At 69.7% G+C, this 26,784-nt stretch carries 24 protein-coding genes and 1 riboswitch; of the genes, 10 read left to right on the top strand and 14 right to left on the bottom strand.

The window, feature by feature from the left end:
- Positions 1-26: 26 nt before the first annotated feature.
- The 3 genes from trpS to ACLBW1_RS06795 are packed head-to-tail and all read right to left on the bottom strand — an operon-like array spanning position 27 to position 3,173.
- Positions 27-1,034, bottom strand: a complete 1,008-nt coding sequence (gene trpS, locus ACLBW1_RS06805) for a tryptophan--tRNA ligase (RefSeq protein WP_447810874.1) — start codon at positions 1,032-1,034, stop codon at positions 27-29.
- A gap of 23 nt (positions 1,035-1,057) precedes the next feature.
- Complete coding sequence (locus ACLBW1_RS06800) at positions 1,058-1,885, bottom strand: exodeoxyribonuclease III (RefSeq protein ID WP_447810873.1); 828 nt, start codon at positions 1,883-1,885, stop codon at positions 1,058-1,060.
- 28 nt (positions 1,886-1,913) lie between these two features.
- Positions 1,914-3,173 carry an MFS transporter gene (locus ACLBW1_RS06795; RefSeq protein WP_447810872.1) on the bottom strand — a complete coding sequence of 420 codons (1,260 nt, stop codon included), beginning with the start codon at positions 3,171-3,173 and terminating at the stop codon, positions 1,914-1,916.
- 202 nt (positions 3,174-3,375) lie between these two features.
- Positions 3,376-3,503, top strand: a riboswitch (SAM riboswitch).
- Positions 3,504-3,560: 57 nt separating this feature from the next.
- On the opposite strand from ACLBW1_RS06795, the gene ACLBW1_RS06790 reads away from it, so the two are divergent.
- The gene (locus ACLBW1_RS06790; protein ID WP_447810871.1) at positions 3,561-4,898 is read left to right on the top strand and encodes a bifunctional o-acetylhomoserine/o-acetylserine sulfhydrylase; all 1,338 of its coding nucleotides are present in this window, start codon (positions 3,561-3,563) and stop codon (positions 4,896-4,898) included.
- A 2-nt stretch (positions 4,899-4,900) separates the two neighbouring features.
- Entirely contained in the window at positions 4,901-6,058 is a 1,158-nt protein-coding gene (gene metX, locus ACLBW1_RS06785; RefSeq protein WP_447810870.1) for a homoserine O-acetyltransferase MetX, read from the top strand.
- A gap of 30 nt (positions 6,059-6,088) precedes the next feature.
- Here the strand turns inward: metX and ACLBW1_RS06780 are convergent, their stop codons facing one another.
- From ACLBW1_RS06780 to ACLBW1_RS06765, 4 genes are all read right to left on the bottom strand, one after another.
- A complete protein-coding gene (locus tag ACLBW1_RS06780) occupies positions 6,089-7,618 on the bottom strand; it encodes a hypothetical protein (RefSeq protein WP_447810869.1) in 1,530 nt (509 codons plus the stop codon).
- Positions 7,619-7,660: 42 nt separating this feature from the next.
- A complete protein-coding gene (locus ACLBW1_RS06775) occupies positions 7,661-7,996 on the bottom strand; it encodes a DUF3017 domain-containing protein (RefSeq protein ID WP_447810868.1) in 336 nt (111 codons plus the stop codon).
- A gap of 13 nt (positions 7,997-8,009) precedes the next feature.
- Positions 8,010-8,873 carry a bifunctional methylenetetrahydrofolate dehydrogenase/methenyltetrahydrofolate cyclohydrolase gene (locus ACLBW1_RS06770; protein ID WP_447810867.1) on the bottom strand — a complete coding sequence of 288 codons (864 nt, stop codon included), beginning with the start codon at positions 8,871-8,873 and terminating at the stop codon, positions 8,010-8,012.
- Positions 8,874-8,988: 115 nt separating this feature from the next.
- The gene (locus ACLBW1_RS06765) at positions 8,989-9,837 is read right to left on the bottom strand and encodes a rhomboid family intramembrane serine protease (RefSeq protein ID WP_447810866.1); all 849 of its coding nucleotides are present in this window, start codon (positions 9,835-9,837) and stop codon (positions 8,989-8,991) included.
- Between the two features lie 100 nt (positions 9,838-9,937).
- Here ACLBW1_RS06765 and ACLBW1_RS06760 point away from each other — a divergent pair, with 100 nt between their 5' ends.
- On the top strand, positions 9,938-10,402 hold the full coding sequence (locus ACLBW1_RS06760; protein ID WP_447810864.1) for a tRNA (cytidine(34)-2'-O)-methyltransferase: 465 nt from the start codon (positions 9,938-9,940) through the stop codon (positions 10,400-10,402).
- 15 nt (positions 10,403-10,417) lie between these two features.
- Here the strand turns inward: ACLBW1_RS06760 and ACLBW1_RS06755 are convergent, their stop codons facing one another.
- From ACLBW1_RS06755 to ACLBW1_RS06740, 4 genes are all read right to left on the bottom strand, one after another.
- Positions 10,418-13,732 carry an error-prone DNA polymerase gene (locus tag ACLBW1_RS06755; RefSeq protein WP_447810863.1) on the bottom strand — a complete coding sequence of 1,105 codons (3,315 nt, stop codon included), beginning with the start codon at positions 13,730-13,732 and terminating at the stop codon, positions 10,418-10,420.
- Between the two features lie 162 nt (positions 13,733-13,894).
- Positions 13,895-14,365, bottom strand: a complete 471-nt coding sequence (locus tag ACLBW1_RS06750; RefSeq protein ID WP_447811174.1) for an N-acetyltransferase family protein — start codon at positions 14,363-14,365, stop codon at positions 13,895-13,897.
- Positions 14,366-14,405: 40 nt separating this feature from the next.
- Positions 14,406-15,110 carry a cutinase family protein gene (locus tag ACLBW1_RS06745; RefSeq protein ID WP_447810862.1) on the bottom strand — a complete coding sequence of 235 codons (705 nt, stop codon included), beginning with the start codon at positions 15,108-15,110 and terminating at the stop codon, positions 14,406-14,408.
- Positions 15,111-15,158: 48 nt separating this feature from the next.
- A complete protein-coding gene (locus ACLBW1_RS06740; protein WP_447810861.1) occupies positions 15,159-15,704 on the bottom strand; it encodes a hypothetical protein in 546 nt (181 codons plus the stop codon).
- Between the two features lie 168 nt (positions 15,705-15,872).
- Between ACLBW1_RS06740 and ACLBW1_RS06735 the strand changes: the two genes are divergently transcribed.
- Complete coding sequence (locus ACLBW1_RS06735; RefSeq protein WP_447810860.1) at positions 15,873-16,949, top strand: alanine racemase; 1,077 nt, start codon at positions 15,873-15,875, stop codon at positions 16,947-16,949.
- Between the two features lie 122 nt (positions 16,950-17,071).
- Complete coding sequence (locus ACLBW1_RS06730; RefSeq protein ID WP_447810859.1) at positions 17,072-18,241, top strand: serpin family protein; 1,170 nt, start codon at positions 17,072-17,074, stop codon at positions 18,239-18,241.
- A 15-nt stretch (positions 18,242-18,256) separates the two neighbouring features.
- Here the strand turns inward: ACLBW1_RS06730 and ACLBW1_RS06725 are convergent, their stop codons facing one another.
- The 3 genes from ACLBW1_RS06725 to ACLBW1_RS06715 all read right to left on the bottom strand — a co-directional run bounded on the left by ACLBW1_RS06725 (position 18,257) and on the right by ACLBW1_RS06715 (position 21,804).
- Positions 18,257-19,852: a DNA polymerase Y family protein gene (locus tag ACLBW1_RS06725; RefSeq protein WP_447810858.1), complete on the bottom strand. Its 1,596-nt coding sequence runs from the start codon at positions 19,850-19,852 to the stop codon at positions 18,257-18,259.
- On the bottom strand, positions 19,852-20,667 hold the full coding sequence (locus ACLBW1_RS06720; protein WP_447810856.1) for a hypothetical protein: 816 nt from the start codon (positions 20,665-20,667) through the stop codon (positions 19,852-19,854). Before ACLBW1_RS06720 ends, ACLBW1_RS06725 begins: the two co-directional genes overlap by 1 nt.
- A gap of 168 nt (positions 20,668-20,835) precedes the next feature.
- Complete coding sequence (locus ACLBW1_RS06715; protein WP_447810855.1) at positions 20,836-21,804, bottom strand: NAD(P)/FAD-dependent oxidoreductase; 969 nt, start codon at positions 21,802-21,804, stop codon at positions 20,836-20,838.
- 93 nt (positions 21,805-21,897) lie between these two features.
- Between ACLBW1_RS06715 and ACLBW1_RS06710 the strand changes: the two genes are divergently transcribed.
- The 5 genes from ACLBW1_RS06710 to ACLBW1_RS06690 all read left to right on the top strand — a co-directional run bounded on the left by ACLBW1_RS06710 (position 21,898) and on the right by ACLBW1_RS06690 (position 26,775).
- Positions 21,898-22,482, top strand: a complete 585-nt coding sequence (locus tag ACLBW1_RS06710; RefSeq protein ID WP_447810854.1) for a helix-turn-helix domain-containing protein — start codon at positions 21,898-21,900, stop codon at positions 22,480-22,482.
- A 129-nt stretch (positions 22,483-22,611) separates the two neighbouring features.
- Positions 22,612-23,310: a GTP pyrophosphokinase gene (locus ACLBW1_RS06705; RefSeq protein WP_447811172.1), complete on the top strand. Its 699-nt coding sequence runs from the start codon at positions 22,612-22,614 to the stop codon at positions 23,308-23,310.
- Between the two features lie 89 nt (positions 23,311-23,399).
- Positions 23,400-24,536, top strand: a complete 1,137-nt coding sequence (locus ACLBW1_RS06700) for an NAD(P)/FAD-dependent oxidoreductase (protein WP_447810853.1) — start codon at positions 23,400-23,402, stop codon at positions 24,534-24,536.
- A complete protein-coding gene (locus ACLBW1_RS06695; RefSeq protein ID WP_447810852.1) occupies positions 24,533-25,426 on the top strand; it encodes an RNA polymerase sigma-70 factor in 894 nt (297 codons plus the stop codon). The genes ACLBW1_RS06700 and ACLBW1_RS06695 overlap by 4 nt, the downstream gene beginning before the upstream one ends.
- Before the next feature lie 71 nt (positions 25,427-25,497).
- Positions 25,498-26,775 carry a serine/threonine-protein kinase gene (locus ACLBW1_RS06690; protein ID WP_447810851.1) on the top strand — a complete coding sequence of 426 codons (1,278 nt, stop codon included), beginning with the start codon at positions 25,498-25,500 and terminating at the stop codon, positions 26,773-26,775.
- Positions 26,776-26,784 lie beyond the last annotated feature (9 nt).

Below are 26,784 nucleotides of genomic sequence, written 5' to 3'. Positions count from 1 at the left end.
GCTCGTCGACTACGGTCGTGCACGCATCATCTTCGCGGCAGGAACCCCACCTTGTCATAGGCACTCGCCAGCGTCTGCGCGGCGACCTCACGCGCACGGTCGGCGCCGCGGGCGAGGATCGCGTCGAGTTCGGCGCGGTCGGACATCAGTTCGTCGACGCGTCCACGCAGCGGTGACACGAAGTCGGCCAACACGGTGGCGGTGTCGACCTTGAGGTCGCCGTACCCCTTGCCCACGTATCCCGACACCAGGTCGTCGATCGGGGTGCCGGTCAGTGCCGACTGGATGCTCAACAGGTTGCTGACGCCGGGTTTGTCCTCCCAGTCGAGGCGGATCTCGCGCTCGTTGTCGGTGACCGCCGACCGCACCTTCTTCGCCGAACGCTTGGGGTCGTCGAGCAGGTTGATGAGCCCGGCGTCGGAGTCGGCGGATTTGCTCATCTTCGCCGTCGGATTCTGCAGGTCGTAGATCTTCGCGGTCTCGGCGACGATGTGCGCCTCGGGCACCGTGAACGTCTCACCGAAGCGGGAGTTGAAGCGCTGCGCCAGGTTTCGGGTGAGTTCGAGGTGCTGGCGCTGGTCCTCACCGACGGGCACCCGGTCGACCTGGAAGGCGAGGATGTCGGCCGCCATCAGGATCGGGTAGGTGAACAGGCCCACACCGGCACTGTCGGTGCCCTGCTTGGCCGACTTGTCCTTGAACTGCGTCATGCGGTTGGCCTCACCGAAGCCGGTGATGCACGACAGGATCCACGTGAGCTGGGCGATCTCGGGCACATGGGACTGGACGTAGACGGTGGACCGTTCCGGATCGACACCGACGGCGAGCATCTGCGCGACGCTGAGCAGCGTGCGCTCCCGCAGGGCCGCCGGGTCGTGCGGAGCGGTGATCGCGTGCATGTCCGGGATGAAGTAGAACGCCTCGAACTCATCCTGCAACGCCACCCACTGCCGCACCGCACCCAGGTAGTTGCCGAGGTGGAAGGAGTCGCTGGTCGGCTGGATACCGGAGAGGACGCGTGCGGTGCTGCTCATGAGGGGCATTGTTTCATCCGGCCTCAACCGAATTCGACGGTGACCGGTGCGTGGTCGGACCAGCGTCGGTCGTAGGCGTCGGCACGCTCGACACGGGTGTCGACCGCCCGGCGCGCCAGCACCGGGTTGGCGAGGTGGTAGTCGATCCGCCAGCCCGAGTCGTTGTCGAACGCCTTGCCCCGCCACGACCACCACGAATACGGGCCGGGCTCGTCGCCGACGAGCTCGCGCGTCACGTCGACCCACGATCGGTCGAGCAGTCCGCCGACCCACGCGCGCTCCTCGGGCAGGAACCCGGGACTGCGCTGATTGGTCTTCCAGGCCTTCAAGTCGCGCTCGGTGTGCGCGATGTTCCAGTCACCGCCGACGACCACGCCGCGACGGCGCCGGGCCAGCGTGTCGAGGTGGGCACCGAACTCGTCGAGGAAGCGGAACTTCTCATCCCGCTTCGGTCCGTCCGAGGCCCCCTTGGGCAGATACAGCGATCCCAGGGTCAGGGCCGGGAAGTCGGCGTCGGCGTTAACGTCGACCTCGAGATAGCGACCCGTGGCGTCGAACTCCTCGCTGCCGAAGCCCACGCGGACGGCGTCGGGGGCGACGGTACCGAGGACCCCGACACCCGCGTGGCCCTTCACCGACGACTCCGTCATCGACAGCGACCATCCGTCCGCGAGCGCCGGCGCCAACGCCGCCTCGGCCTGCTCGCGGCTCGCGCGGATCTCCTGCAGGAGGACGAACCGCCGCCCCGTGGGCGCACCCAACCAGGGCAGGATCCCCGGGTTGTCGGGGTTGCGCTCCTTGACCGCGGCACGGATGCCGTTGACGTTGACCGAGGTGATGGTGAGGGACACGCGGCGAGTGTAACGAGGGGTCCCGACATCAATGGACGGCGGTGATCTCCTGCGCCGCAACCGGCTTCGTGTCGGCGTGGTCGTCGCCGCGATCGACGTGGGTGTCATGGGACACCACACGGTCGGAGCGGCGCTGCGCCACCAGCGTCACACCGAGCACCACGAGACCGGCCGCGGCGAGGGCCGCACCGAGCAGCGACGGGGCCCGGTAGCCGTACCCGGCGCTGATCACCAGTCCGCCGAGCCACGCACCGCCGGCGTTGGCGATGTTGAGCGCCGAGTGGTTCAACGCGGCGGCGAGGGTCTGCGCGTCGTCGGCGACGTCCATCAGACGCGTCTGCAGCGCGGGGACGAGCGCCGAACCCGTCACGCCGACCGCGAACACCAGCGGCAGCGCGGCCCACACGGTCCCGGCCACCACGGCGAACACCACGAGGCTGGCCAGGATGGCCACGAGTCCTGCGAACATCGTGCCGATCACCGACCGATCGGCGAGTGCGCCGCCGACGATGTTGCCGACCACCATGCCGATGCCGAACAGCATCAGCGCGAACGGGACGAGACCGCCGGGCAGACCGGAGACATCGGTGAGGGTGGTGTGGATGTAGGTGTAGAACGCGAACATGCCGCCGAAACCGACGACGCCGATGAGCAGGGTGAACCACACCTGTGGACGGGCCAGGGCGCCGAGCTCGGTGACCGGGTTGCTCGCGGTCATACCGGTCAGCGTCGGGAGGTACCGCACCAGCGACGCGATGGTGGCGAGCCCGATGACGACGACCACACCGAAGGCGGTGCGCCATCCGAACGCCTCACCGAGCCAGGTGGCGGCGGGGACACCGACGACGTTGGCGACGCTGAGTCCCAGCATCACCTGACCGACCGCCTTGGCCCGGCTGCCCGGCCCCGCGAGGTGTGCGGCGACGAGCGCGGCGACGCCGAAGTAGGCGCCGTGCGGGAGGCCTGCGACGAAGCGGGCGGCCATCAGGGTGCCGTAGGTCGGTGCGATCACGGTCGCGGCGTTGCCGACCGTGAACGCCAGCATCAGCGTGATCAGCAGGGCACGCCGCGACATCCGCGCGGTGGCCGCCGCGATCAGGGGTGCGCCGACGACGACGCCGAGTGCGTACGCGGAGATGACGTGGCCCGCGGTCGGCTCGGAGATCTGCAGCGAGTCGGCGATGCTGGGCAGCAGACCCATCGACACGAACTCGGTCGTGCCGATACCGAAGCCGCCCAGTGCGAGCGCGAGGATCGCGTTGCGGCGGGCGGTGGTGGACACGGACATGAGGCAACCTCTCGCAACAGGACTCGGGAGGCGCACACCGGTGGGCGCCGACGGCGACGATCGCTCGCCGCACACAGGGCATCTCAACGTCATGAGGTCGGGAAAAGATTCCAGACCCACCACACGCGAGGGCGATTCTTTCGAATCTGCGTGCGCGGGATCCTTTCGGGACGAAATCGGCGATGTTATATCCTTGACGCCAGGTCATGAGTATCAGCGCCAAGCCCCGGCTCGCTGATCGGCAACCCTCCAACCGCGGTGGGGTGCTCCGGGTGAAAGACCAGGTTGTGGGTGTTCGCCGACGGCGACGCTCCGCAGCAAGCGCGGGTCCGATGGTCGGACCCCACAGGGCACTGCCGCCCGCCGACCGAAAGAGAGCTGTACCCCATGTCTGACCTCCCCTACGACGGCACCCTCGAGTCCGAGGACCCCACCCTCAACTGGACCTTCGAGACCAAGCAGATCCACGCCGGCCAGACCGCAGATGCGGCCACATCGGCACGCGCGCTGCCGATCTACCAGACCACGTCGTACACCTTCCGTGACACCCAGCACGCCGCCGACCTCTTCGGACTCGCGGAGCCGGGCAACATCTACACCCGCATCATGAATCCGACGCAGGATGCCGTCGAGCAGCGCATCGCGGCACTGGAGGGCGGCGTCGCGGCGCTGCTGGTCGCCTCGGGGCAGGCCGCGGAGACGTACGCGATCTTGAACATCGTCGAGACCGGCGGACATGTCGTCTCCAGCCCGCGGCTCTACGGCGGCACCTACAACCTCTTCCACTACACGCTGCCGAAGTTCGGTATCGAGGTCACCTTCGTGGACGATCCGGAGGACCTCGACTCGTGGCGGGCCGCGGTCAAGCCCAACACCCGGGCGTTCTACGGCGAGACGATCTCGAACCCCAACAACGAGATCCTCGACCTCCCCGGCATCTCCGGCGTCGCTCACGAGAACGGGATCCCGCTCATCGTCGACAACACCGTCGCCACCCCCTACCTGATCCAGCCGCTCCAGCACGGCGCCGACATAGTCGTGCACTCCGCGACCAAGTACCTCGGTGGTCACGGCACCGCGGTCGGCGGCGTCATCGTCGACGGCGGGACGTTCGACTGGCGGGGTCAGCGCGACGGCGTCGACCTGTTCCCCGGGTTCACCACACCCGACGCGAGCTACCACGGTGCGGTCTTCGCCGACCTCGGCGCCCCGGCCTTCGCGCTCAAGGCCCGCGTGCAGTGGTTGCGTGACACCGGCGCGGCCATCTCGCCGTTCAATGCGTTCCTCATCTCGCAGGGCATCGAGACCCTGAGCCTGCGCATCGAGCGGCATGTCGAGAACGCACAGAAGGTCGCGCAGTTCCTCGAGGGTCACAGCCAGGTCGAGTCGGTGGCCTACGCCGGCCTGCAGTCATCGCGGTGGTACGAGCGCGGCCAGCAGCTCGCCCCCAAGGGTCAGGGCGCCATCGTGGCGTTCGAGATCACCGGTGGCGTGGACGCGGGCAAGCGCTTCGTCGACGCGTTGACGCTGCACAGCCATGTCGCCAACATCGGCGACGTCCGCTCGCTGGTCATCCACCCGGCGTCGACCACGCACTCGCAGCTGACTCCCGAGGAGCAGCTCGCAGCCGGTGTGGCCCCGGGACTGGTGCGTCTGGCGGTCGGTATCGAGGGGATCGACGACATCATCGCCGACCTCGAGACAGGATTCCGGGCGGCGAACTGATCGTGACCACCGAATCCCGGACGCCCACTGCCGCAGGTGAGGTCTCCGCACCGCCCGATTGGGAGACCGTCGGCGACGGGGCGTTGATCCACGCGTCCGTGGGTTCGGTGGAGCTCGACAACGGTGGCCGGATCGACGACGTGACCCTGGCGTTCCAACGCTGGGGCACGTTGTCGCCGACCCGCGACAACGTCGTGTTGACGCTGCATGCGCTCACCGGCGACTCCCACGTGGTCGGCGCCCCCGGTCCCGGCCACCCGTTGCCCGGTTGGTGGGACGGCCTCATCGGCCCCGGCTGCGCGGTCGACACCGACGAGTGGTGCGTGATCTCGGCCAATGTTTTGGGCGGTTGCGGCGGGTCGACCGGCCCGTCGTCGCCGGGTCCCGACGGTGCGCCCTGGGGTTCGCGCTTCCCCCACATCACCGTGCTCGACCAGGTGCGCGCCGAGGTCGCCCTGATGGATGCGCTCGACATTCGTTCCGTGGCGGCGGTTCTCGGTGGTTCGATGGGTGGTGCGCGATCGCTCGAGTGGCTGATCGGCTATCCCGATCGGGTCCGCAGCGGACTCGTGTTGGCCGTCGGTCCGCGGGCCACAGCCGATCAGATCGGCACCCAGACCACCCAGATCGCGGCCGTCACCTCCGACCCGAACTGGCAGGGCGGCGACTACCACGGCACCGGGACGCGCCCCGTCGCCGGACTCGGCATCGCCCGTCGAATCGCCCACATGACCTACCGGTCGGAGATCGAACTCGATCAGCGTTTCACCAATGATGCACAGGGAGAAGAGATCCCGCTCGAAGGTGGCCGCTATGCCGTGCAGAGCTACCTCGAACACCAGGCCGACAAGCTCGCCGCCCGGTTCGACCCCGGCAGCTACGTGGTGCTCAGCGAGGTGCTCAACCACCACGACGTTGGACGCAACCGCGGGGGCACCGAGGCCGCGTTGCGCAGTTGCGACGTGCCGGTGATCGTCGGCGGGATCTCGTCGGACCGGCTGTACCCCTTGCGAACCCAGGCCGAGATCGCCGACCTGATGCCCGGTTGCGTCGGCGGACTGCACGTCATCCAGTCCGACAGCGGACACGACGGCTTCCTCACCGAGTTCGACGCGATCGCCGACCTGCTCAAGCGGACGATGGAACTCGCCCGCGGCTGAACGCCACCGGCAACCCCGCGTGCGGCCGCGTCAGGGTGCGGGCGTCACCGTCGGTGTGACCGACCCGGGCGCCGGGGTGGCGCGCGGTGCCGGGATCGGGATGAACGGGTACGGCGTGAGCGACCCGGGATCAAGCGGCACCGGCGACAACAGCGGCGGCGAGGTCAGCGGAACCGAACCCGAGGGCACATCCGGGGTCAGCGGCGGACTGGTGGCACTGATGGTCGATGTCGGGCCCGAGGTGTCCTCCGGTGTCGGCAACTCGGTGGTCGCCCAGGGGCGCTCCTGGCGTCGTTCCACCCCGCCGTTCGGATACCCCAGTGTGGGCGATGTCGTCGTCGTGGGCAGGTCGGCCGTCACGGTCGGCGGTGCGACGGTCTCACGGGTGGACGCCTGTTCCTCAGCTGTCCCACGCGCGGGCGAGGTCGTCACGACGACCGGGGTCGCGGTGTCGGGACGACCCGCCGTGGGCACGTCGGCACGTGCCGCCGTCGAGGCGGTGACCTCCACGTCGCGCACCGGCGCGGACGATCCGTCGAGGGCGGCCGTGAAGGCATAGACCGCGAGCATCGCGACCGCGATGAAGCAGCCCACGATCGCCAGCGGTACCGCCGACCACCAGTCGCGGTGACCGCGACCGCCGATGAAGGCCAGTCGCAGCGCCGACGAACGGTTGGGGCGTGCGAGCAGCGCGGCCCCGATGGCGCCCAGGAGATCCGGTGTCGGTGCGACGACGACCGGGGCCGATGTGGAACGTTCGAGAACAGAACGCACCACGGCGATGTTCGCGACCCCGCCGACCAGCACCACCGGCGTGGTCACCGGGATCGACTGCGCACGAACGTAGTCGACGAGCACGTCAGCGAGCAGCTCGGCCAGCGGTTCGGTCACCTCGGACACCATGTCCGCGGTCACCGCGAGCGGTCGGCCACGCACGACGATCGTTGTCGAATCCTGTTCGGCGAGTTCCTCCTTCGCCGTTCGGCAGGCGCCGACGAGGACCCGGCGTGACGTGCGCGTGGTCAAGGACAGTTCGTCACCGACGAGATCGGCGAGGGCGGAATCGATCGCGTGGCCCGACATCACCGTCGACCGCACGGTGCCGGTCAGCCGCCCTGTCGACGGGTCGAGCCGCGAGATCGTCACACCCGTGTCACCACAGTCGAGCAGGACGATCTCGTCATGGGCGGCGATCTCACCCGATTCGACAAGGGCATGGGCGACTGATTCGGCGTCGCCGAGCAGGTGGATCTGTCGCCGCGGACCCGAACCACGCGAGGCCAGTCCCCCACGACGCCCGGAGTCACGCGACGCGACGCCGATGGAGGCGACCGACAGACCGGCCGACGCCGCGCTGCCCAGCATCAGATCGATACCGGCATTCACCCGGCCGGCGCGGTCGAGTCGGTCGGTGTGGTCGACCTCGATGACCCGCGAATCGACCACGAGCCGCTCATGATCGTCGACCGTCACCAGGGCGCAATGGGTCATGCCCCCGCCCGCCGACACTCCCAGAGTGGTGATCGGCGGCCGCGGATCGGTCGCAGAGGTGGCCGTCATCGCCCACGAGAATAGTCAATGGACCCGCCCGAAAGCGACCGACTATTGATCGATACCGGTCCCCAGGGCGTCGATCGAGGCGGCCAACCAGATGATCGCGCCACCGGCGATCGCCATCGCCACCACGTCGACGAAACGACCTCTCACCTGCAGTAATCCCACACGGGAGGTCGGCAGCAGGGCTCGCAGGAGGGCCGCCACCAGTGCCCCGCCCCCGAAGACGAAAGCCCCACGTCGCCACCGGTCGAGGATGAGGAAGATCAGGGCCACCGCCACGAACGCCAGCACGATCGCGAACGGGATCTGCACCAGGATCGACCGCCGACGGCGCGCGCGACGGACGTCGTCGACCGACCGACCGGTCCCGTGGATGCTCATCGTCGGCGACCGGTCACGACGAGCGTTGCCGCAGCAGGGCCTCGGCGCGCTCGACCACGTTGACCAGCAGAAAAGCGCGGGTCAGCGGTCCGACACCGCCGGGGTTGGGAGAGATGTGACCGGCCACCTCCCAGACGTCGGGCGCGACGTCGCCGACGAGACCGGCGTCGGTGCGACTCACCCCGACATCGAGCACCGCCGCACCGGGTTTCACCATGTCGGCGGTGATCAGATGCGGCACACCGGCCGCGGCGACCACGATGTCGGCGCGTGAGACCTCGGCGGCGAGGTCGGTGGTCCCGGTGTGGCACAGCGTGACCGTGGCGTTCTCGCTGCGACGGGTGAGGAGCAGCCCGATGGGGCGACCGATCGTGACCCCGCGCCCGACCACCACGACGCGCGCGCCGGCGATCGGGATGTCGTAGCGACGCAGCAGGTGCACCACGCCCCGAGGGGTGCAGGGCAGTGCGGCGTCGGTGCCCAACACGAGGCGTCCGAGGTTGATCGGGTGCAGGCCGTCGGCGTCCTTGCCGGGATCGATGCGTTCGAGGGCGGCGTTGTCGTCGAGCTGCGGTGGCAACGGCAACTGGACGATGTAGCCCGTGCAGGCCGGATCGGCGTTGAGTTCGTCGATGACGGCGTTGAGCTGTTCGGTGGTGGTGTCGGCGGGCAGATCCCGGCGCAGGGACGCGATGCCGACCTTCGCGCAGTCGGAGTGTTTGCCGCGGACGTAGGCCTGCGATCCGGGGTCGTCGCCCACGAGGACCGTGCCGAGGCCCGGGGTGATCCCGGCCTCGCGGAGCTTCGTCACACGCGCCGCGAGATCGACGAAGATCTCGTCGCGGGTGGCCTTGCCGTCGAGTGCTGTCGCCGTCACGCCACCAGTGTCCCCGATCGGCGGGATGCAGCTGCGTTCAGGCTGCCCGCAGACCGTCGCGTTGCCGGTGCTCTACGGCGTGGCCGTGGTCGCCGTCGGTGTCGTCATCGAACTCTCACCCGACCGCCTCCGGCTCGACGGATCCACCTCGTCGAAGAAGTGGTCGACGAAGCCTCTCCTGCATCGCCGAGGTGATCCGCCGCCTGGCCGGAGGCGTGACCGCGGGTGCCGGCATGCGTTCGAGCAGGTGGGGCGACACCGGCGGCAGGGCGGGCTCGGTCGTCATGTGCTCGACGAGATGCGGCGACACCGGTGGGAGATCGCCGACGAGTGGCGTGCGCCGCCGTCCGATCCGGGTGATCGGGTAGCAGGCCAGTCCGACGATCGCGGCACACAGGTGACCGATGTCGGTGAACGTGAAGTGGGTGCCGTGCACCAGCGGCCACACGATCGGGGTGAGGCAGACGACGGCGAGGGCACCGCCGTAGACCCAGCGCCAACGGCGAGCGATCCGATAGACGAGGATCCCGGCCACCCCGGCGAGTCCGTAGCTGACCCCGATGTCGATGACGGCGAGATCGCTCTGCGGTGCGCGACCGCTGTCGATGGCCCACAGCAGGATCCCCTGGCTGACGTAGGTCGCGGTGACGTGGGCGATGACGACGATCGCCACCCATCGCGCCGTCCCGAGCCAGCGTTCGACCGGTGCGTGGATGGCGGAGAACACGATCGCGTAGAGGAACCAGCCGTTTCCGTCGATCCAGAAGGCGCTGCGGAACAGGCTCGGCAGCGGATTGTGGAGCAGGTGTCGGAGGTTGGTGGAGCGGTTCTGGAGGATGTGGGTGAGCTGGTCGGGGGCCACGCGGTGGGCGATCACGGTGGTGACGAACAGGACGGCCAACCAGAGGTAGGTGCCCGGTGCCGACCGTATGTAGCGCCACACGATCCCGGATGTGGTGCGCACCGTGTCCCGCATGTCCCACCCAGTTCGTCTCGTGACCATCGCCGTGCGGGTCTGCCCTGCCCCGTCGTGCTCGACAGGTGCTCAGGCACAGTAGACGCTTGTGTTCCGCATTTTGTTCCATGAACCTCGCATACCCCCCAATACCGGCAACGCCATCCGGCTGGCGGCCAACACCGGGTGCGAACTGCATCTCGTGGAACCACTCGGCTTCGAGCTCGATGCGGCGAAGGTGAAGCGGGCGGGCCTCGATTACCACGAGATGGCGTCGGTGACGGTGCACCGTGATCTCGCCGCCGCCTGGGCGGCCCTCGCGCCCGAACGCGTCTACGCGTTCACCGCGCACGCCGAGAAGTTCCACACCGCGGTCGACTACCGGCCCGGCGACGTCCTGCTGTTCGGCCCCGAGCCGACCGGCCTCTCCGATGAGGTGCTCGCCGACCCACACGTCACCGAACGCCTGCGGATCCCGATGCTGGCCGGTCGTCGATCGCTCAACCTCGCCAACGCCGCGAGCATCGTGATGTACGAGGCCTGGCGTCAGAACGGCTTCGACGGCGCCGTGTAGCGGCGCTCGCACGCCCTACCGCCAGTCGCGGGATCGGGTGCCGACCTTGAGGTCCATCTTCTCCAGGTGTTCGGCGACCACGGTGACCGCGCCCTCAGCGTTCTGGACCGTGCCGCGGATGACCAGTGCCGTGGCGTTCTGGGCGAGGCGACGGTAGCGCTTCCACAGCCCCACCGAACAGACCACGTTCACCATGCCGGTCTCGTCCTCGAGGTTGATGAAGGTGACGCCCGACGCGGTGGCCGGACGTTGCCGATGGGTGACGGCCCCGGCGACGACGACCCGGGACCCGTCGGGCACGGCGAGCAGGCCGTCGGCCGCGACGACACCCATCGCGGTCAGCCGGGGCCGCAGGAACTGGGTGGGATAGACGTTCGGGGTCACCCCGGTGGCCCAGGCGTCGGCGGCGGCGGTCTCCACATCGGTGAGACCGGGCAGTGTCGGCGCGGTCAGCGACGCCTCGAGCGCGAGTTGGTCAGCCCGTTCGAACGCGGCCGCGCCGGCGTCCCACAACGCCTGGCGTCGGCTGCCGCCGAAACAGTCGAACGCACCCGCGGTCGCCAGCGCCTCGAGTTGCCTCTCACCGAGTTCGGCGCGCCGGGCCAGGTCGGCCGGGTTGCGGTAGGCGCCGTCGGCACGGCGTCGGTCGACGATGACCTGCGCCACCTCGTCGCCGATGTGCCGTACCGACCCCAGCCCCATCCGTACGTCGAGACCGCTGTTCTCGAGATTCGCGTGGGCCAGCGAGATGTTGATGTCGGGGCCGTGGACGGCGACACCATGCCTGCGCGCGTCGGCGACCAGTGACTGCGGCGAGTAGAAACCCATCGGCTGCGCGCGCAGCAGGGCGGCGCAGAACGCCGCGGGGTGGTGGTACTTGAACCACGACGAGTAGAAGACCAGCGCCGCGAAACTCTGCGAATGACTCTCGGGGAAGCCGAAGTTGGCGAACGCGGCCATCTTCTCGAACACTCGGTCGGCGATCTCGCCGGTGATCCCGTGGGTCTCCTCCATGCCGGAGTAGAAGCGTTCCTTCAACTTCTGCATCTTCTCCGGCGACCGCTTCGATCCCATCGCGCGCCGCAGCTGGTCGGCCTCGGCGGCGTCGAAGCCGGCGACGTCGACGGCGAGTTGCATCAACTGCTCCTGGAACAGCGGCACCCCGAGGGTGCGTTCGAGCGCCGCACGCATGGACGGGTGTTCGTACCCGGTCACCTCGAGTCCGTTGCGCCGCCGGATGTAGGGGTGCACCGATCCACCCTGGATCGGGCCGGGGCGGATGAGCGCCACCTCGACCACGAGGTCGTAGAACTCGCGGGGCTTCAACCGGGGCAGCGTGGCCATCTGTGCACGCGACTCCACCTGGAACACCCCGACCGAGTCTGCGGCACAGAGCATGTCGTAGACGGCCTTCTCCCCCAGGTCGATGCGCGCGAGATCGACGTGGATTCCCTTGTGTTCGGCGACGAGATCGATCGCGTAGTGCAGCGCGGAGAGCATGCCCAGCCCGAGGAGGTCGAACTTGACCAGACCGATGGCTGCACAGTCGTCCTTGTCCCACTGCAGCACACTGCGGCCGGGCATCCGCGCCCATTCGGTGGGGCACACATCGGCGATGGGTCGGTCGCAGATCACCATGCCGCCGGAGTGGATCCCGAGATGACGCGGCATGCCCGACACCTGCCCGGCCAGATCGAGGACATCGTCGGGGATGTCGGCCGGTGACTTCTCATCTGGGGGGTTCTCGTCCTCGTCCACGGTGCGCCCCCACCGGCTCACCTGTTTGCTCCACGCGTCCTGCTGTCCGATCGAATACCCCAGTGCGCGAGCCATGTCCCGCACCGACGACCGGCCGCGGTAGGTGATCACGTTCGCGACCTGAGCGCTGTATTCGCGTCCGTACTTGGTGTAGACGTGCTGGATGGCCTCCTCGCGCCGGTCGGATTCGATGTCGACGTCGATGTCGGGCGGGCCGTCGCGTTCGGGCGACAGGAAGCGTTCGAACAGCAGACTGTTGCGCACCGGGTCGACGTTGGTGACACCGAGTGCGAAACACACCGCGGAGTTGGCGGCGCTGCCCCGCCCCTGACACAGGATGTCGGAGCGTTTGCAGAAGTCGACGATGTCGTGGACCACCAGGAAGTACCCCGGGAAGTTCAGCGAATCGATCACCGCGAGTTCGTGTTCGATCTGCCGGTAGGCCTTCGGGTGCGACGCGGGCGGGCCGTAGCGGTCGGCGGCACCGCGCATCGTCAGCTCGCGTAACCACGTCTTCTCGGTGTACCCGTCGGGTACGTCGAACGGCGGCAGTTCCGGCGCGATCAGACGCAGTTCGAAGGCGCAGTCGATGCCGAACTGTGCAGAGTTGTCGATGGCCTCGGGGTGTGCGGCGAGCAGGGTGGCCATCTCGTCACCGCTTCGCAGGTGCGCTCCCCCGAGGGGGCCGAGCCAGCCGGCGATCTCGTCGAGACTCGACCTGGCGCGCACCGCGGCGAGGGCCATGGCCAGACGTCGCCGGTTCGGCGCGGCGAAGTGGGCTCCGGTGGTCGCCACCGTGTGCAGCCCGTGGGAGGCGGCGAGCGTCGCGAGTGCCGCGTTGCGTTCGTCGTCGGTGGGCAGCGCGCCGGTGGACAGTTCGACGACGACGTTGTCGCGGCCGAACCGGTCGACGAGCGCTCGCAGCTCGGTTGCGGCGGCGTCGGGACCGTGTGCCGACAACGCCTGCCGCACGGCACCTTTACGGCACCCGGTGAGGATCAGCCAGGAATCGTCGGCCGCGGCGGCGAGGGTGTCGATGTCGTGACGCAGCAAACCCTTCTCGCCCGCGGCCATGTGCGCGGCCGCCATCTGTCGCGACAACCGGCGGTACCCGTCCTGCCCGCGGGCCAGCACCAACAGGTGCGTTCCGCCGGGGTCGGCGACACCGGTGCGTGCGGCGTCGTGCTGCAGCGACAACTCGGCCCCGAAGACCGTCGGCATGCGCCATTCGCGGGCGGCCTCGGCGAACCGGACGACTCCGTAGAACCCGTCGTGATCGGTGACCGCGAGCGCCGAGAGTCCGAGACGGTGGGCCTCGGTGACCATCTCCTCGGGGGAACTCGCGCCGTCGAGGAAGCTGTACGAGGTGTGTGCGTGCAGTTCGGCGTACGGGGTGGATGTCCGCCCGCGCTCGATGTCGTCGGCTCGGAACGGTTCGCGTTTGCGCGACCACGCGGGACTGTCGCTGCCGTCCCCGGGGAAGGTGTCACCCGGTCGACCACCCTGGTTCGGGCGCCCGGACAGCACCCGCTCCATCTCCGCCCACGTGGGCGGGCCCTCGTTCCAGCCCACACCCGACTGTACCGAGAATCGAACACATTTTCGAGCGGGTCCGGTCTGCCTTCACGCTCCACTTCCCGAGCCACGCTCCGCTTGCAAGCGGAGCGTCGTTCAGAAGGTGGAGCGTGAGTGCGATCGACCCAGTCCGGCGCGGCGGAGACCCGTCGACCAATATCAGTGCGCTGCGAGGGAGGCGAGGTCGTCGCCGACCAGACGCTGCGTGGTCCATTCGTCCATGGGGCGCGCGCCCAGCGATCGATAGAAGGCGATGCTGGGCTCGTTCCAGTCGAGGACGGTCCACTCCAGTCGCGTGTACCCACGGTCGACACACACCGCGGCGAGTGACACGAGCAGCGCGATCCCGTACCCGCGTCCGCGCTCGGACTCGTACACGAACAGGTCCTCGAGCCAGATGCCGTGGTGGCCGGTCCACGTCGAGTAGGTGACAAACCAGATCGCGACACCGACGACGCGACCCTCGCGTTCGGCGATGTGCGCAAACACCTTCGGGGCGTCGCCGAAAAGTGTCACGGTGAGCGCGTCGGTGGTGTTGTCGACCGCGTCGGGCTCGCGTTCGTACTCCGCGAGCGCCCTGATCGCAGCCAGCAACCCCGCCTCGTCACCGGGTTGCGCCGACCGGATCACCGCGCCGTCTGCGAGGAACCGTGACTGCACAGAGTGCGTGTCAGATACGGGCGGCGACGCGACCGGCAGCGTTCACCGTGTCGCCGTTCACCGCGTACAGCACGTGCAGGCCGTTGGGCTGCCCCAGCGGTGCGCCGTTGCAGATGGTGTCACCGGCGATGCAGTAACGGAGCGTCTTGCCCCGGTACAGCGGACCCACCTCGATCGCGGGCGCCTGGGCGTCGCGAAGGAACCGGGCGCTCGGCGGCGCGAACAGCACGACGGCGGCGACGTTGCGGGCCACCGACGCCGGCAGCGGCGCGGGCGCGGAGCCGCGGTACTGCGCGGGAAGCGTGACCCGAGGGGCGACCGCGTAGCCCGCCACGACGGCACCCTGGGAGTACCCACCGAGGACGATGCGGGTCTGCGGGCAGGTGCGGGCGAGGAAGGTGATGCGGTTCTGGGTGGCCTTCACGCCGTTGATCACCGTCTGCGCGAGACCGATCCGGTCGCGGAAGTTGGCGCTCGCCGGGTAGTCGACCCCGCGGACCACGACCGACTTGCCGGGCAACGCGCCACGCAGCGCCTGACCGAACGACAGACCGGTGAGTCCGACGGGGGGCGCGGGCTCGGCGGTGCCGCGGGCGAAGAGCACCTCGACGTTGGCACAGGGCGCGGCCGAGGCAGCGGTGAACGTGGTGGTCGCCGACAGGCCGACCGCGGCGATCACGCCGCACAGGATGGCCATCAAGGATCGTTTGAACATGACGTCAGAGTAACCGGCGCCACACCCGCCGCGCGCCGCTGCGGTGATCTAGACCTGCAGCAGCCGAACGAGGGGTGTGAGGTACCCGTAGGCCTCCGACGACAGTCCGATCAGGGCGACGGTCCCGGGGACCTCCCCGAACACCACGATCGCCACCGGCCCCCCTCCGGTGGGCAACAGCGCGGCGCGGTCGAGTGACGGGTACGACGTCCCGGGCACTTTCCCGGGAAGCGTGCGGGTGAACTTCGACAGACCCGACCGGCCGTTGGCGAGGTTCACCCACCCCACCGACAGTCGCGACGGCTGGTAGTCCAGCCAGCGCTGGATGACGGTGATGGTCTTGCGCTGGTGGTCGATGACCGCGTCGACACCGATCCCCGGGAATCCACCGGAGCTGAGCCGGACGGTGTCGCCGGCGGCGACGGGTGTCGCGAAGGGCGCGAGAACCGCGACGTCGGCGGGGACACCGGCACTGATCAGTCGGGACACGGGCTCGATCGGATCGGCGTGGGCGACACCGACGGCCCCCACCGTGCTCGCCGCCGCGAGCAGCATCGCGGCGAACGTCGTCCCGAGAACGCGGGGTATGCGCATGCTGTTCACCTTCCGTGGCCGGTCACGTCCGGATGTCCGATCGCGTGAAGGTCACGGTACGCGTAAGTACCGGGCGAAGGGAACAACGTCGGGACGATCGTCACCGATCAGAAACAACCAGCTGAGGTGTCGTGGCGTCGGCGCAGGCTGGTCGTAGAGTCCACGGTGATGCTGACCCGACCCCCGACCGCCGACACCCCATACGTCCGCGTCGACACCGACATCCTCGACGCGAACATCTCGGTCATGGCGCGACGGGTCGCATCGCAGGGAATCGCGCTCCGCCCGCACGCCAAGACGCACAAGAGCGCCGACATCGCGCGCCGACAAATTGCCTCGGGTGCAACCGGACTGACGGTGGCGACGATCGGTGAGGCGCAGGCGTTCGCCGCGGCCGGCTTCACCGACCTGTTCATCGCCTACCCGCTGTGGCTGACCGCATCGAAGGCCGCGCGGTTGCAGTCGGTGGCGCGCGACGCCTCGGTGCGGGTGGCGGTCGACTCGGTCGCCGGCGCGGTCGCGATGGCACAGGCGCTCGGAGATGCCCGCGAGTCGGTCGAGGTGCTCGTCGAGGTCGACAGCGGTCAGCACCGCACCGGCGCATTCCCGCGGGACGCCGGAACCGTTGCCGCCCACGCCGTTGCGCACGGACTGCGGGTGGTGGGCGTGTTCACGTTCCCGGGCCACGGTTACTCCCCCACCGGCCGGGAGGGCGCAGCGCATCAGGAAGCCCGCGCGATCACCGACGCCGCCGACGCGCTCGCGGCGATGGGGGTCGACCCGACGGTCCGCAGCGGCGGTTCGACACCGACGGTCGAGTTCGCGCACCCGGATGTGCTGACCGAGGTCCGTCCGGGGGTCTACCCGTTCAACGACGCCCAACAGGTGGCCCTGGGTCGTGCGGGCGTCGACGACGTGTCGTTGTCGGTGGCCGCAACAGTCGTCCGCCGCGAGCCGGGGCGTGCCGTTCTCGACTGCGGGAGCAAGATCCTCGGCACCGAGAAGCCAGACTGGGTATCGGGTTTCGGGCTGCTCCCCGACCTCCCGGGCGCGCGCGTCATCGCTCTGTCGGAGCACCACGCGACCGTGGTCGGCGAGGGGCCGCTCCCCGACGCCGGGTCGGTCGTGCGGGTTGTCCCGAACCACGTGTGCATCACCGTCAACCTCGTCGACGATCTCGTCGTGGAGACCGACGGGGTCGAGGTCGGGCGGTGGCCGCTGCTCGCCAGGGGTGCGAACTCGTGAAGTCCGTCGGCCGTCGACGGCGTGCGGTGGTGTCGGTGGTCGTGGCTACGGTCCTGGTGTTCAGCGGGTGTGCCACCGAGGCGGCGCCACCCGACACGGCACAACTGAGTAGGGCACCGAGCGTGACATTCGCACAGATCGGCATCGACACCGAGCGAGCCGCCACCGAGTCGTTGGTGGACGGGGTTCGACGCCTGGGCGTCGCCATGGCGTCGGCGCGCCCTACGAGCGGATCACCGAACACCGTCGTCTCGCCGTGGAGCGCCGCGACCGCGATCGGGATGGTCCGGGCGGGCGCCACCGGGGCCACGGCCGACGAGCTGGACCGACTCCTCGGCACCGACCGGCCGCAGGCGATCGCCGCGCTGCTCGGCCAACTCGGCGCGATCGGCGGCGATCCGGGCACAGTCGATGTGAACAACCCACCGTCGCCGCCGGTGTACCGCCAGGCGGCCGGGGTGTTCGTGCCCCGGTCGCGACCTCCGCGTGCCGCCTATCTCGATCGACTGGCCCGCTACTTCGACGCGGGCGTCTACCCACTCGATTTCGGTACCGCCGAGGCGCGGGAGGCGATGAACGAGTGGGTGACGGTGAACACCGGCGGGCAGATCACCCGCGCACCCGCACCCGCAGATCCCACCACCGACCTGGCCGTGGTGACCACGGTGTATCTGGCGGCCGCGTGGGCATCGCCGTTCACCCCCGACGCCACGAGCGACGAGCCGTTCACCACGGCGTCGGGTCGTGTGGTGTCGGCGCCGCTGATGGGCGGGATCCTCCCGACCCGTCTGGCGAGCGGACCCGGTTGGACCGCGGCCGAACTCCCCTACGCCGGAGCAGGTCTGGCGATGCAGGTCATCCTGCCGGCGTCGGGCTCCACGTCGAAGGCGTTGCTGACCGACGACGTGCTGGCCTCGGTGTCGAAGGCGTTGCGCGCGGCGACCCCGACACCGACTGTCGAGGTGACGTTGCCGCGGTGGAAGACCGGGGCAACGGTCGACCTGGCGCCGGTGCTCCGTGGACTGGGGGTCAGGCAGATGTTCAGCCCGGGCGACCTCGACGGCATCGCACCGGGGGCCACGGTGAGCAATGCGGCGCAGACCGGGGTGATCACCGTGGGCGAGCGGGGCACGATCGCCGCAGCGGCCACGGGGATGACGATGGTCACCGGCATGCCACAGCCGCCGGCGGCGACGTTCACCGCCGACCGCGCGTTCGTCTACCAGATCGTCGACACCGCAACGGGTCTGCCGGTGTTCCTGGGCACCATGAACGACCCGACCGCCTCGTAGGGCGCGCACCGCGGGTCACTCGTAGACACCCTCGACCGTCCACCCCTGCTGCTGGTAACGCAGCAGCAGGGCACGCGAATCGTTCAGCAGCACCTGCGCTCTCGCATGGGTGCCGACCCGTTCGCCGGGGGCGGCCCACCAGCGTTCGTCGGCAGGCCACGGACCGGCCCACCAGAGCAGGTCCCAGCTCCGCGATCCCCAGGTGACCGTGGTCGGTTCGGCGCTGAACATCCCGCGACAGGTGACCTGTACGGGGTCGTCGTTGCAGTCGCGCACCGTCACCGGGGCGCTGAGCACCACCGACGGCGCCGGTTCGGGGATCCGGCCCGGCCAGGGGGCGTCGGGATCAGACGCCGGGGTGAGCTCGTCCCCCAGCGGGATGAGCGTGATCCGTTCGGCCACACCACGTCCGCCGCTGCGCACCGGTACACGGACGGCCTCACCGCCGAGGAGACCCTGCACACGCACCAGTGCCCGCCGGGCCCGGTCGGCCACCTCGCCGTCGCCGCCGGGGATCCCCGCCCCACGGAAACCGAACTGCAGGGCGCCGGAGTCGACGAGTTCCACCGGCTCCAGTCGCAGACGGGAGATCGGTGAGTCCGGGCGGTTGCCCGAGTCCTTGCCGCTGAGCCATCCGTCGAGCTGCCAACGGATGCGGTCGGCGGTGGCCTCCGGGGTCAACGGCTCGGCACACCGCCAGGTGCGTGACGAATGCTGTCCACCGGTGGTGGAGGCGTGGACGGTGAGCCGGGTGCAGGCCACCGACGCCGCCATCAACGCCCGGTGCAGTTCGTCGGCCAGTCTGCGACCGACGAACGCCGCCGCGTCGACCCGGTCGATGGGCGGATCGCATTCGTGGTCGATGACGACGTCGGTGCCCGGCAGCCGGCCCGACGCCGACCGGCCGGCCTCGGCGCGGGTGGCCCGGTGGGCGACGACGGCGTCGGCGCCGAAACGTGTCGCGACGTCGGTCACCGACAACGCCGCGAACGCGCCCATCGTGCGCACACCCAACCGCCACAGCAGATCGATCAGGTGTTCCCGGTCGTCGCCGCACAGGCTGGGCTCGGCACCGAGTTCGGCGATCGACAGCGGGGAGAGGAAGTCGACGTCGCCACCGGTGGGCACGATCTGCCCGTGCCGCGCGGCCACCACGGCGGTGAACAATTCGTCGGCGATGCCGGTGAACGACTCCGCCCCGCAGGCCGAGACGACGTCGATCAGTTTCTCCGCCGCCACCTCCTCACCCCCGAAGTAGCGGGCCGCGCCGGCGGCGGGCAGCAGCATGAGACCCGGTCGCAACACCTCCACGACGGGGATCACCTCGGCCACCGCAGCCACCAGCGGTTCGAAGAGCCGCCCGTCACGACCGGGGTCGGCGGTCACCACGTGCAGGGCCGGACAGCGCGCCTGCGACTCCCGTTTGCGCATCCCGCGGCGCACCCCGGCCGCCCGCGCGGTCGCCGAACAGGTGACCACACGGTTGGCCGAGATCACCGCGACCGGTTCGTCCGGCGAGATGTCGGCGTCGGCCGCGGCGGCCACCGCGGGCCAGTCCGGACACCACAGCGCCAGGGTGCGTCGGGGCCTTCCCATGGGTTCGCCCGACATCAGTTCGCCACGGCGATCGTGAGCCCAGCGGTGGCGGTGACCGGCGCGGTGTCGGCGACCGCACCGACCGGTCGTGCGGCGACCAGCCGGACCCTGTCGTCGGCGTGCACCACATCGATCCGGGTCTCGGTCACCCGCGTCCCGCGACCACGCGCCTGCACCGACAACGACAACCCCGAGATCCGACCGTGCCCGGACGCCCGGAACGGCAGATGTCGGTAATCGGCGACCTGGGCGGTGAGCGTCGCCTGCACACCCGACCACCGCCCGTCGGTCACCATCAGCGTCGACCCCTTCGCCCGCGCCCGGGCCATCACCGCCCGCGCACGTGACGGCGGCACCGACACCCCACCGAGGCCGACCACCACCAGGTCGAGTCCGTCGAGCAGCACCGCGGCCACCTCCACGGGATCGAACACCGGATTGTCCTGCCCGGCCACCACCGCGACATGCGACAGGTCGCCACCCATCTCCTGCACCGCGTGCAGGCTCAGGTGGGGCAGGCCGATCACCGCCACGTATCCGCCCGAGGCGGTGATCTCGGCGATGATCGCGACCAACACCGACCGCGCGCCGTCGACCGCGACCACCGATCCCCGCGCGAGACCCCCACCGGGCATGATCTGCGCCAGCGGGGCCGGGATCGGCAGCAACTCCTTGTCGACCTGCTCCGAGGCGGCGACCGTGACCGTTCTCTGGTTCTGCGGGACAACGGGTTTCGCCTTGGTCGACGAGACCGTGGCGAGCTTCTTGCGCAATTCCGCCAGCGTGTCCGCGACCCGCTTGTCGGCTTCCCTCACGTCTACAGACGTCATCGCACCATCCTCAACACCTCGAGCCTCAACACCTCATGGGAGTCGCGGGGAAGGTGTGCGCAGGGAAGGTGCGAACACTCACGACCGTTCGAACAGGTTTTCGATTCTGATCGTAGGTGTGGCCACCGACAACCGTCAATCGGTCGTCCGCCGACCGGGCCGGATGTCTCAGACCGCCGCGCCGGACCGTTCTCGATGCGCCGCGAGCGCGGCGGCGATGTCGTCGGCCATGAGGCTCGCGTGCACGCCCATCGCGACGTTCACCCCCGCCGCGGCCGAGGCGATCACCGTCGCGCGGGCGTCGGCCACGTTGCCCGCGGCGAAGACGCCGGGGACCGAGGTGGCGCCCATCGGGTCGGTGTCGACGGCCGTGGCCATCAGGTGGTCACCGAAGCGGACCTCCGACACCACCAGGCCGAGCGACTCCACCACCGCACCGGACACGCGCCCCGTGGTCGCGACGACGGCCGCGTCGCAGTCGATCACCTCACCCGACACCAGCCGCACCCCGACCAGCCGGTCGTCGGCCACCACCATCCCCGCGACCGCCCCGTCGACGATGTCGATGTCGCGGGCCGCGAGCTGCTCGAGGGTCTCGGCGTCGAACTCGGGTGCGGTGTTGCGTGCGATGGTCACGCGGTCGCTCAACTGCCGGAACATGTGTGCCTGGTGCGCCGACGTCGCACCGGTCGCGATGACGACGATCGACTGATCACGCACCTCCCACCCATGACAGAACGGGCAGTGCAGGACATCACGCCCCCAGCGGTCGCGCAGGCCCGGGATGTCGGGCAGATCGTCGGTCACGCCCGCGGCGACCACGATCCGCCGCGCCCGCACCACCCGTCCGTCGTCGAGGACCACCGTGAAGTCCCCGACGTCGCCGTCGACGCGCACCACGGTCCCGCCGAGCACCACACCGCCGTAGTGCTCCACCTCGGCACGTCCCAGCGCCCCCAACTCGACGGGTGAGATCCCTTCCCGGGTCAGGACGTTGTGCGCGCCGGCGGCGGTGGCGTTGCGCGGCGACCCGGCATCGATCACCACCACCGATCGCCGTGACCGGCTCGCGGTCACCCCCGCCGCCAGACCTGCCGGCCCCCCGCCGATCACGGCCACATCCACCATCTCGTCCATCACGTTCTCCTCCGGTCGTCGGTTGTGGAGACCACAGTGCAACCGCCGTCACGAATGTGGCAAACATTCTTGCCGATCTGGCAAACTGAGGGCATGGCCGATCCGATCACCGACACCGACTCCGTGCTCGCCGCCGTCGGACCGCGGCTGCGCGCGCTGCGCACCCGGCGCGAGGCCACCCTGACGGAGGTCTCCGACTCCACGGGCATCTCGGTCAGCACGCTCTCGCGACTGGAGTCCGGTCAGCGCAGGCCGACGCTCGAGCAACTGCTCCCCCTCGCCCGTGAGTACCGCGTCGCCCTCGACGATCTCGTGGGTGCACCCGAGACCGGTGATCCGCGGATCACGCTGCGGCCCATCGACCGACACGGCCGCACCTACCTACCCCTGACCCGCCGCGCCGGTGGGTTGCAGGCCTACAAGGTGGTGATCCCGACCGCGCGCGCCGGTGACCGCGTGACCACCGGATCGCACGAGGGATACGAATGGCTCTACGTGCTCGACGGACACGTACGCCTCGTCCTCGGCGACCGCGACCTCGAACTCGCACCCGGCGAAGCAGCCGAGTTCGACACCCACACGCCGCACTGGATCGGCACCACCGACCGCGGGCCGGCCGAGGTGCTGATGCTGTTCGGCAGGCAGGGCGAGCGAGCGCATGTGCGCACCGAGGACTGAGGCGACCGACGACCGCGGCGTGAAACGTACAGTCGTGGCGTGACCGAATCGGACATCACCGCAGTCAACCCACGGCTGCCCGACCTGCTGCCCACCGAGCTGCTTCCCGACGGGGTGGGGCACGCGGACATGCGGCAGCTGCGAGATGACTTCGCGCGCTTCATGATGGAGTACAAGTTCGGCATCGATACCGTGCACACGAAGATCGCCATCCTGCGCGACGAACTCACCCACCTGCACGACTACAACCCGATCGAGAACCTGTCGTCGCGACTGAAATCCCCGGACAGCATCCTCGACAAGATCGGGCGCAAGAAGTGCCCGCCCACCTTCGACGGCATCCGCGCGGCCATCACCGACATCGCCGGGGTCCGGGTCACCACCTCGTTCCTGTCCGACGTCTATCGCGTACTCGACATGCTGACCCGCCAGGACGACGTGACGGTGATCGAGATCCGCGACTACATCGCCCACCCCAAACCCAACGGCTACCGCAGCCTGCACGCACTGCTGGCGATACCGGTCAACATGAGCGACCGGGTGGTCACCGTCACCGTGGAGCTCCAGATCCGCACCATCGCGATGGATTTCTGGGCCAGCCTGGAGCACAAGATCTACTACAAATACGACACGGTGGTGCCCACCGGTCTGCTCGACGAACTCGCCGAGGCGGCCGAGACCGCACACCGCCTCGACGCCACCATGGAACACCTGCACGAGGAGATCCGTGGCGCCGACACCCGTGCGCGCGACGACGAGGTGGTGCCGTCCGACGACGTGCTGCATCGATGGGTGGCCGCGCGCACCCGGTTCGACAACACCCTGTAGACGATCCGGTGTCACGTTCTCTGCCCGGTCGGTGTCATGAGAGGTGACGGCAGGACACACTGTCGCCATCGACCGTCGGAGGAAAGACCATGACCGCCCATCACGTGATCGTCATCGGGGCCGGCTATGCAGGATGCATGGCCGCCAACCGACTGCAGGCGACCGGCGCCGCGCAGGTCACCCTGATCGACCCGCACCCGCACTTCGTCGAACGCATCCGACTCCACCAGCTCGCCGCGGGCACCGGCTCCGCCACACTCGATTTCGCGACCCTGCTGCATCCGGAGATCGCACGCACCCAAGCCGCCGTCACACGAATCGACCCGCGGGGCCGCGGCGTTCTCCTCGACGACGAGCGGTCACTGCACTACGACGCGTTGATCTACGCCGTCGGCAGCGGGGCGGGCAAGTCGTCGGTGCCGGGTGTCGAGGAGTTCGCCCACCGGGTGGGCGACGTCGATCAGGCCCGGCGGCTCGCCACCCGCCTGGCCGGTTCACCCGACGACGCGACAATCGTGGTGGTCGGCGGCGGCCTGACCGGTGTCGAGGTGGCCGCCGAGATGGGTCAGACGCGACCGCGCGGTTCGGTCGCGGTGGTCGCCGGCGGCGGTCTGGTCCCCACGGCCGGTACGACCGGGGCACGCTCGGTGGCGCGGCGCCTGCGACGTCTCGGGGTCGAGATCGTCGACGGCGTCACGGTGAGCGAGGTCGCCGAGAGCAAGGTCACCCTCGCCGACGGACGCACGCTCACCGCCGACATCACCATCTGGACAACGGGATTCGGCGTTCCCGCACTCGCGCGCGACTGCGGACTGGCCACCGACGACTCCGGGCGACTGCGTGTCGATGACCGCCTGCGGAGCGTGTCCGACCCGCGGATCGTCGGGGCCGGGGACGCCGTGGTCGTCGACGGTGTGAACCTGCGGATGAGCTGCCAGGCCGCCCTTCCGCTGGGGGCACAGGCCGCCGACACGGTGACCGCGCTGCTCGCCGACACACCAACGCGGCGCGTCGACCAGGGTTTCGCCGCACAGTGCATCGGCCTCGGTCGTGACGCCGGCACCGTCGTGCTCACCGACCGTTCGGACCGACCGCGACCCGTTCACGTCGGTGGACGCGCCGGAGGGATCGTGAAAGAGCAGGTGTGCCGGATGACGGTGCGATGGATCTCCACCGAGGGACGCAAGGGCGGTTCGTACTCCTGGCCACGGGGACCCCGACGGTGACGGGTGCGGGGCGGGATCACGCGGAGGTCTTCACCGCGCTGCGACCGCTGCTGTTCACCATCGCCTACGAGATCACCGGCTCGACCACCGACGCCGACGACGTCCTGCAGGAGAGCTACCTGCGCTGGGCCGAGGTCGATCTCGACACGGTCGCCACCGACCGGTCCTACCTCGCGGCGATCGTCACGCGCCAGTCGTTGAACGCGCTGCGTTCGGCGTCGCGGCGACGCGAGGACTACGTCGGTCCGTGGTTGCCCGAGCCGCTGCGGTGCACCGACACCGACCCCGAAGCCGATGTGGTGCTGAGCGAGTCGGTGTCGATGGCGATGATGGTCGTCCTCGAGACCCTCGGTCCCGACGAACGGGCCGTGTTCGTGCTGCGGGAGGTGTTCGGGTTCTCCCACGCCGAGATCGCCGCCGCCGTGGGACGTTCGGTCGACGCGGTGCGTCAGATGTCGCACCGGGCGCGGTCACACGTGCAGTCACGTCGGCGGCGGTTCGACGCCGACGGCGGTGCGCTGGAGGAGGTGACCACGGCGTTCCTCACCGCCGCCGTCACCGGCGACGTGCAGGGCCTGATGGACATGCTGGCCCCCGACGCGGTGCTGATCTCCGATGGTGGCGGCAAGGTTCTCGCGGCCCGTCGACCGATCCGCGGCGCCGACGCCGTCAGCCGCTTCCTCGTCGGCATCGCCCGGCGCGGCATCGACGAACCCGCGTTCGAGCCGGCCCGCTACAACGGGTCGCCGGCGGTGATCATCACCTCCGCCGGCGATGTCGACTCGGTGTTCGTGCTCGAGACGCGCGGCGCGACCATCACCGGCGTATATGTCGTCCGCAACCCCGACAAGCTCACCGCGGTCACGGCCTCGCATGTGATCGCCCGCTGAGGAACGACGCCGGTGCCGGTCAGGGTGTACATCCGCACGGGCACACAGTTCGTCCACTAACCTCAATTCTCGTGACCGCTCCACGTACACCCCGGGAGATCCGGGGCCCCGGCTCGCTCGTCGCCGGCCGGTATCGGCTGCGGTCGAAGCTGGGTGGCGGCGGCATGGGTGCGGTGTGGTTGGCGCGCGATCAGCTGCTCGACCGTGAGGTCGCCGTCAAACAGGTGGTCTCGACCGAGGGCCTCACCGAGGAGTCCGCCGACGACGTGCGCACCCGCGCACTGCGTGAGGGTCGGATGGCCGCACGTCTGGCCCACCGCAACGCGATCGCCATGCACGACATCGCCGTCGACGGCGGTGAGCCGTGGCTGGTGATGGAGTACCTCCCCTCACGCAGTGTCGCGCAGATCCTGCACACCACCGGCACCTTGTCGACACTCCACGCGGCGCAGATCGGGGCGCAGGTCGCCTCGGCGATGGCGACCGCACACCGCGACGGCATCGTCCACCGCGACATCAAGCCCGGCAACATCCTGATCGCCAACACCGGCCGCGACGCCGGGACGGTGAAGATCTCCGACTTCGGCATCTCCCGCGCGAAGGACGAGGCGGCCGGGCCCGACACCGGCGTGATCACCGGTACCCCTGCCTATTTCGCACCCGAGGTGGCCCGTGGGGCGGAGCCCACCGAGGCCTCCGACGTCTATTCGCTGGGCGCGACCGTGTTCACCATGGTGGAGGGCGAGCCGCCGTTCGGTGTCGACGAGGACTCGTTGAAACTCCTGCACCGCGTCGCTCGCGGCGAGATCAACCCGCCTGTGCGCGCGGGCGATCTGACGCCGGCACTGCTGGCCATGCTCGAACCGAGCCCGGGCAACCGACCGACGATGGCCCGCGCTCGCGATCTGCTCGCCGCCGTGGCCGCCGGCCCCGGCGGCAACCCGTCGGCGGTGCTCGCCTCGCCGCTGCCCCGCAGCGACAGCGCGATACCCATCTGGGGACTCGGCGGACGGTCGACGACACGCAGTTCGCGCAGCGCGCCCCGCACCGAGACCGGACTGCCAGCGGCCCGCGTGCGCACGACGACCTCGCACGCACCGTCGCCGCCCGCCACCGCGCGTCCGGCGGGTCAGCCCACGGGCGAGACGATCCGGCCCCGAAGTGAGCGCACCGGCGAGATACTTTCTTCCGCAACAGCTCCGGGAACCACTCCGCCCGGACCGCCCCCGGCGGACGCGCCCACTACACCGACGTCCGATCCGGTCGTCCCCATCTCACCGGCTCTGATAGGCGTCGCCGTGGTGGTGCTGCTCATGGCGGTGCTCGCCATCGTCATCGTCGCCCTCTGATCGACACGT

This window comes from Williamsia sp. M5A3_1d, assembly GCF_053345315.1.
Note: the sequence above shows the minus strand (reverse complement) of the source record. Positions and strands in the feature narration are given on the sequence as shown.

Excerpts from the sequence above, each read along its gene's own strand:
- trpS (WP_447810874.1), bottom strand. The coding sequence starts at position 1,034 with ATGAGCAGCACCGCACGCGTCCTCTCCGGTATCCAGCCGACCAGCGAC.
- ACLBW1_RS06795 (WP_447810872.1), bottom strand. The coding sequence starts at position 3,173 with ATGTCCGTGTCCACCACCGCCCGCCGCAACGCGATCCTCGCGCTCGCA.
- ACLBW1_RS06790 (WP_447810871.1), top strand. The coding sequence starts at position 3,561 with ATGTCTGACCTCCCCTACGACGGCACCCTCGAGTCCGAGGACCCCACC.
- ACLBW1_RS06780 (WP_447810869.1), bottom strand. The coding sequence starts at position 7,618 with ATGACGGCCACCTCTGCGACCGATCCGCGGCCGCCGATCACCACTCTG.
- ACLBW1_RS06775 (WP_447810868.1), bottom strand. The coding sequence starts at position 7,996 with ATGAGCATCCACGGGACCGGTCGGTCGGTCGACGACGTCCGTCGCGCG.
- ACLBW1_RS06745 (WP_447810862.1), bottom strand. The coding sequence starts at position 15,110 with ATGTTCAAACGATCCTTGATGGCCATCCTGTGCGGCGTGATCGCCGCG.
- ACLBW1_RS06740 (WP_447810861.1), bottom strand. The coding sequence starts at position 15,704 with ATGCGCATACCCCGCGTTCTCGGGACGACGTTCGCCGCGATGCTGCTC.
- ACLBW1_RS06735 (WP_447810860.1), top strand. The coding sequence starts at position 15,873 with ATGCTGACCCGACCCCCGACCGCCGACACCCCATACGTCCGCGTCGAC.
- ACLBW1_RS06725 (WP_447810858.1), bottom strand. The coding sequence starts at position 19,852 with ATGTCGGGCGAACCCATGGGAAGGCCCCGACGCACCCTGGCGCTGTGG.
- ACLBW1_RS06720 (WP_447810856.1), bottom strand. The coding sequence starts at position 20,667 with ATGACGTCTGTAGACGTGAGGGAAGCCGACAAGCGGGTCGCGGACACG.
- ACLBW1_RS06715 (WP_447810855.1), bottom strand. The coding sequence starts at position 21,804 with ATGGACGAGATGGTGGATGTGGCCGTGATCGGCGGGGGGCCGGCAGGT.
- ACLBW1_RS06710 (WP_447810854.1), top strand. The coding sequence starts at position 21,898 with ATGGCCGATCCGATCACCGACACCGACTCCGTGCTCGCCGCCGTCGGA.
- ACLBW1_RS06705 (WP_447811172.1), top strand. The coding sequence starts at position 22,612 with ATGCGGCAGCTGCGAGATGACTTCGCGCGCTTCATGATGGAGTACAAG.
- ACLBW1_RS06700 (WP_447810853.1), top strand. The coding sequence starts at position 23,400 with ATGACCGCCCATCACGTGATCGTCATCGGGGCCGGCTATGCAGGATGC.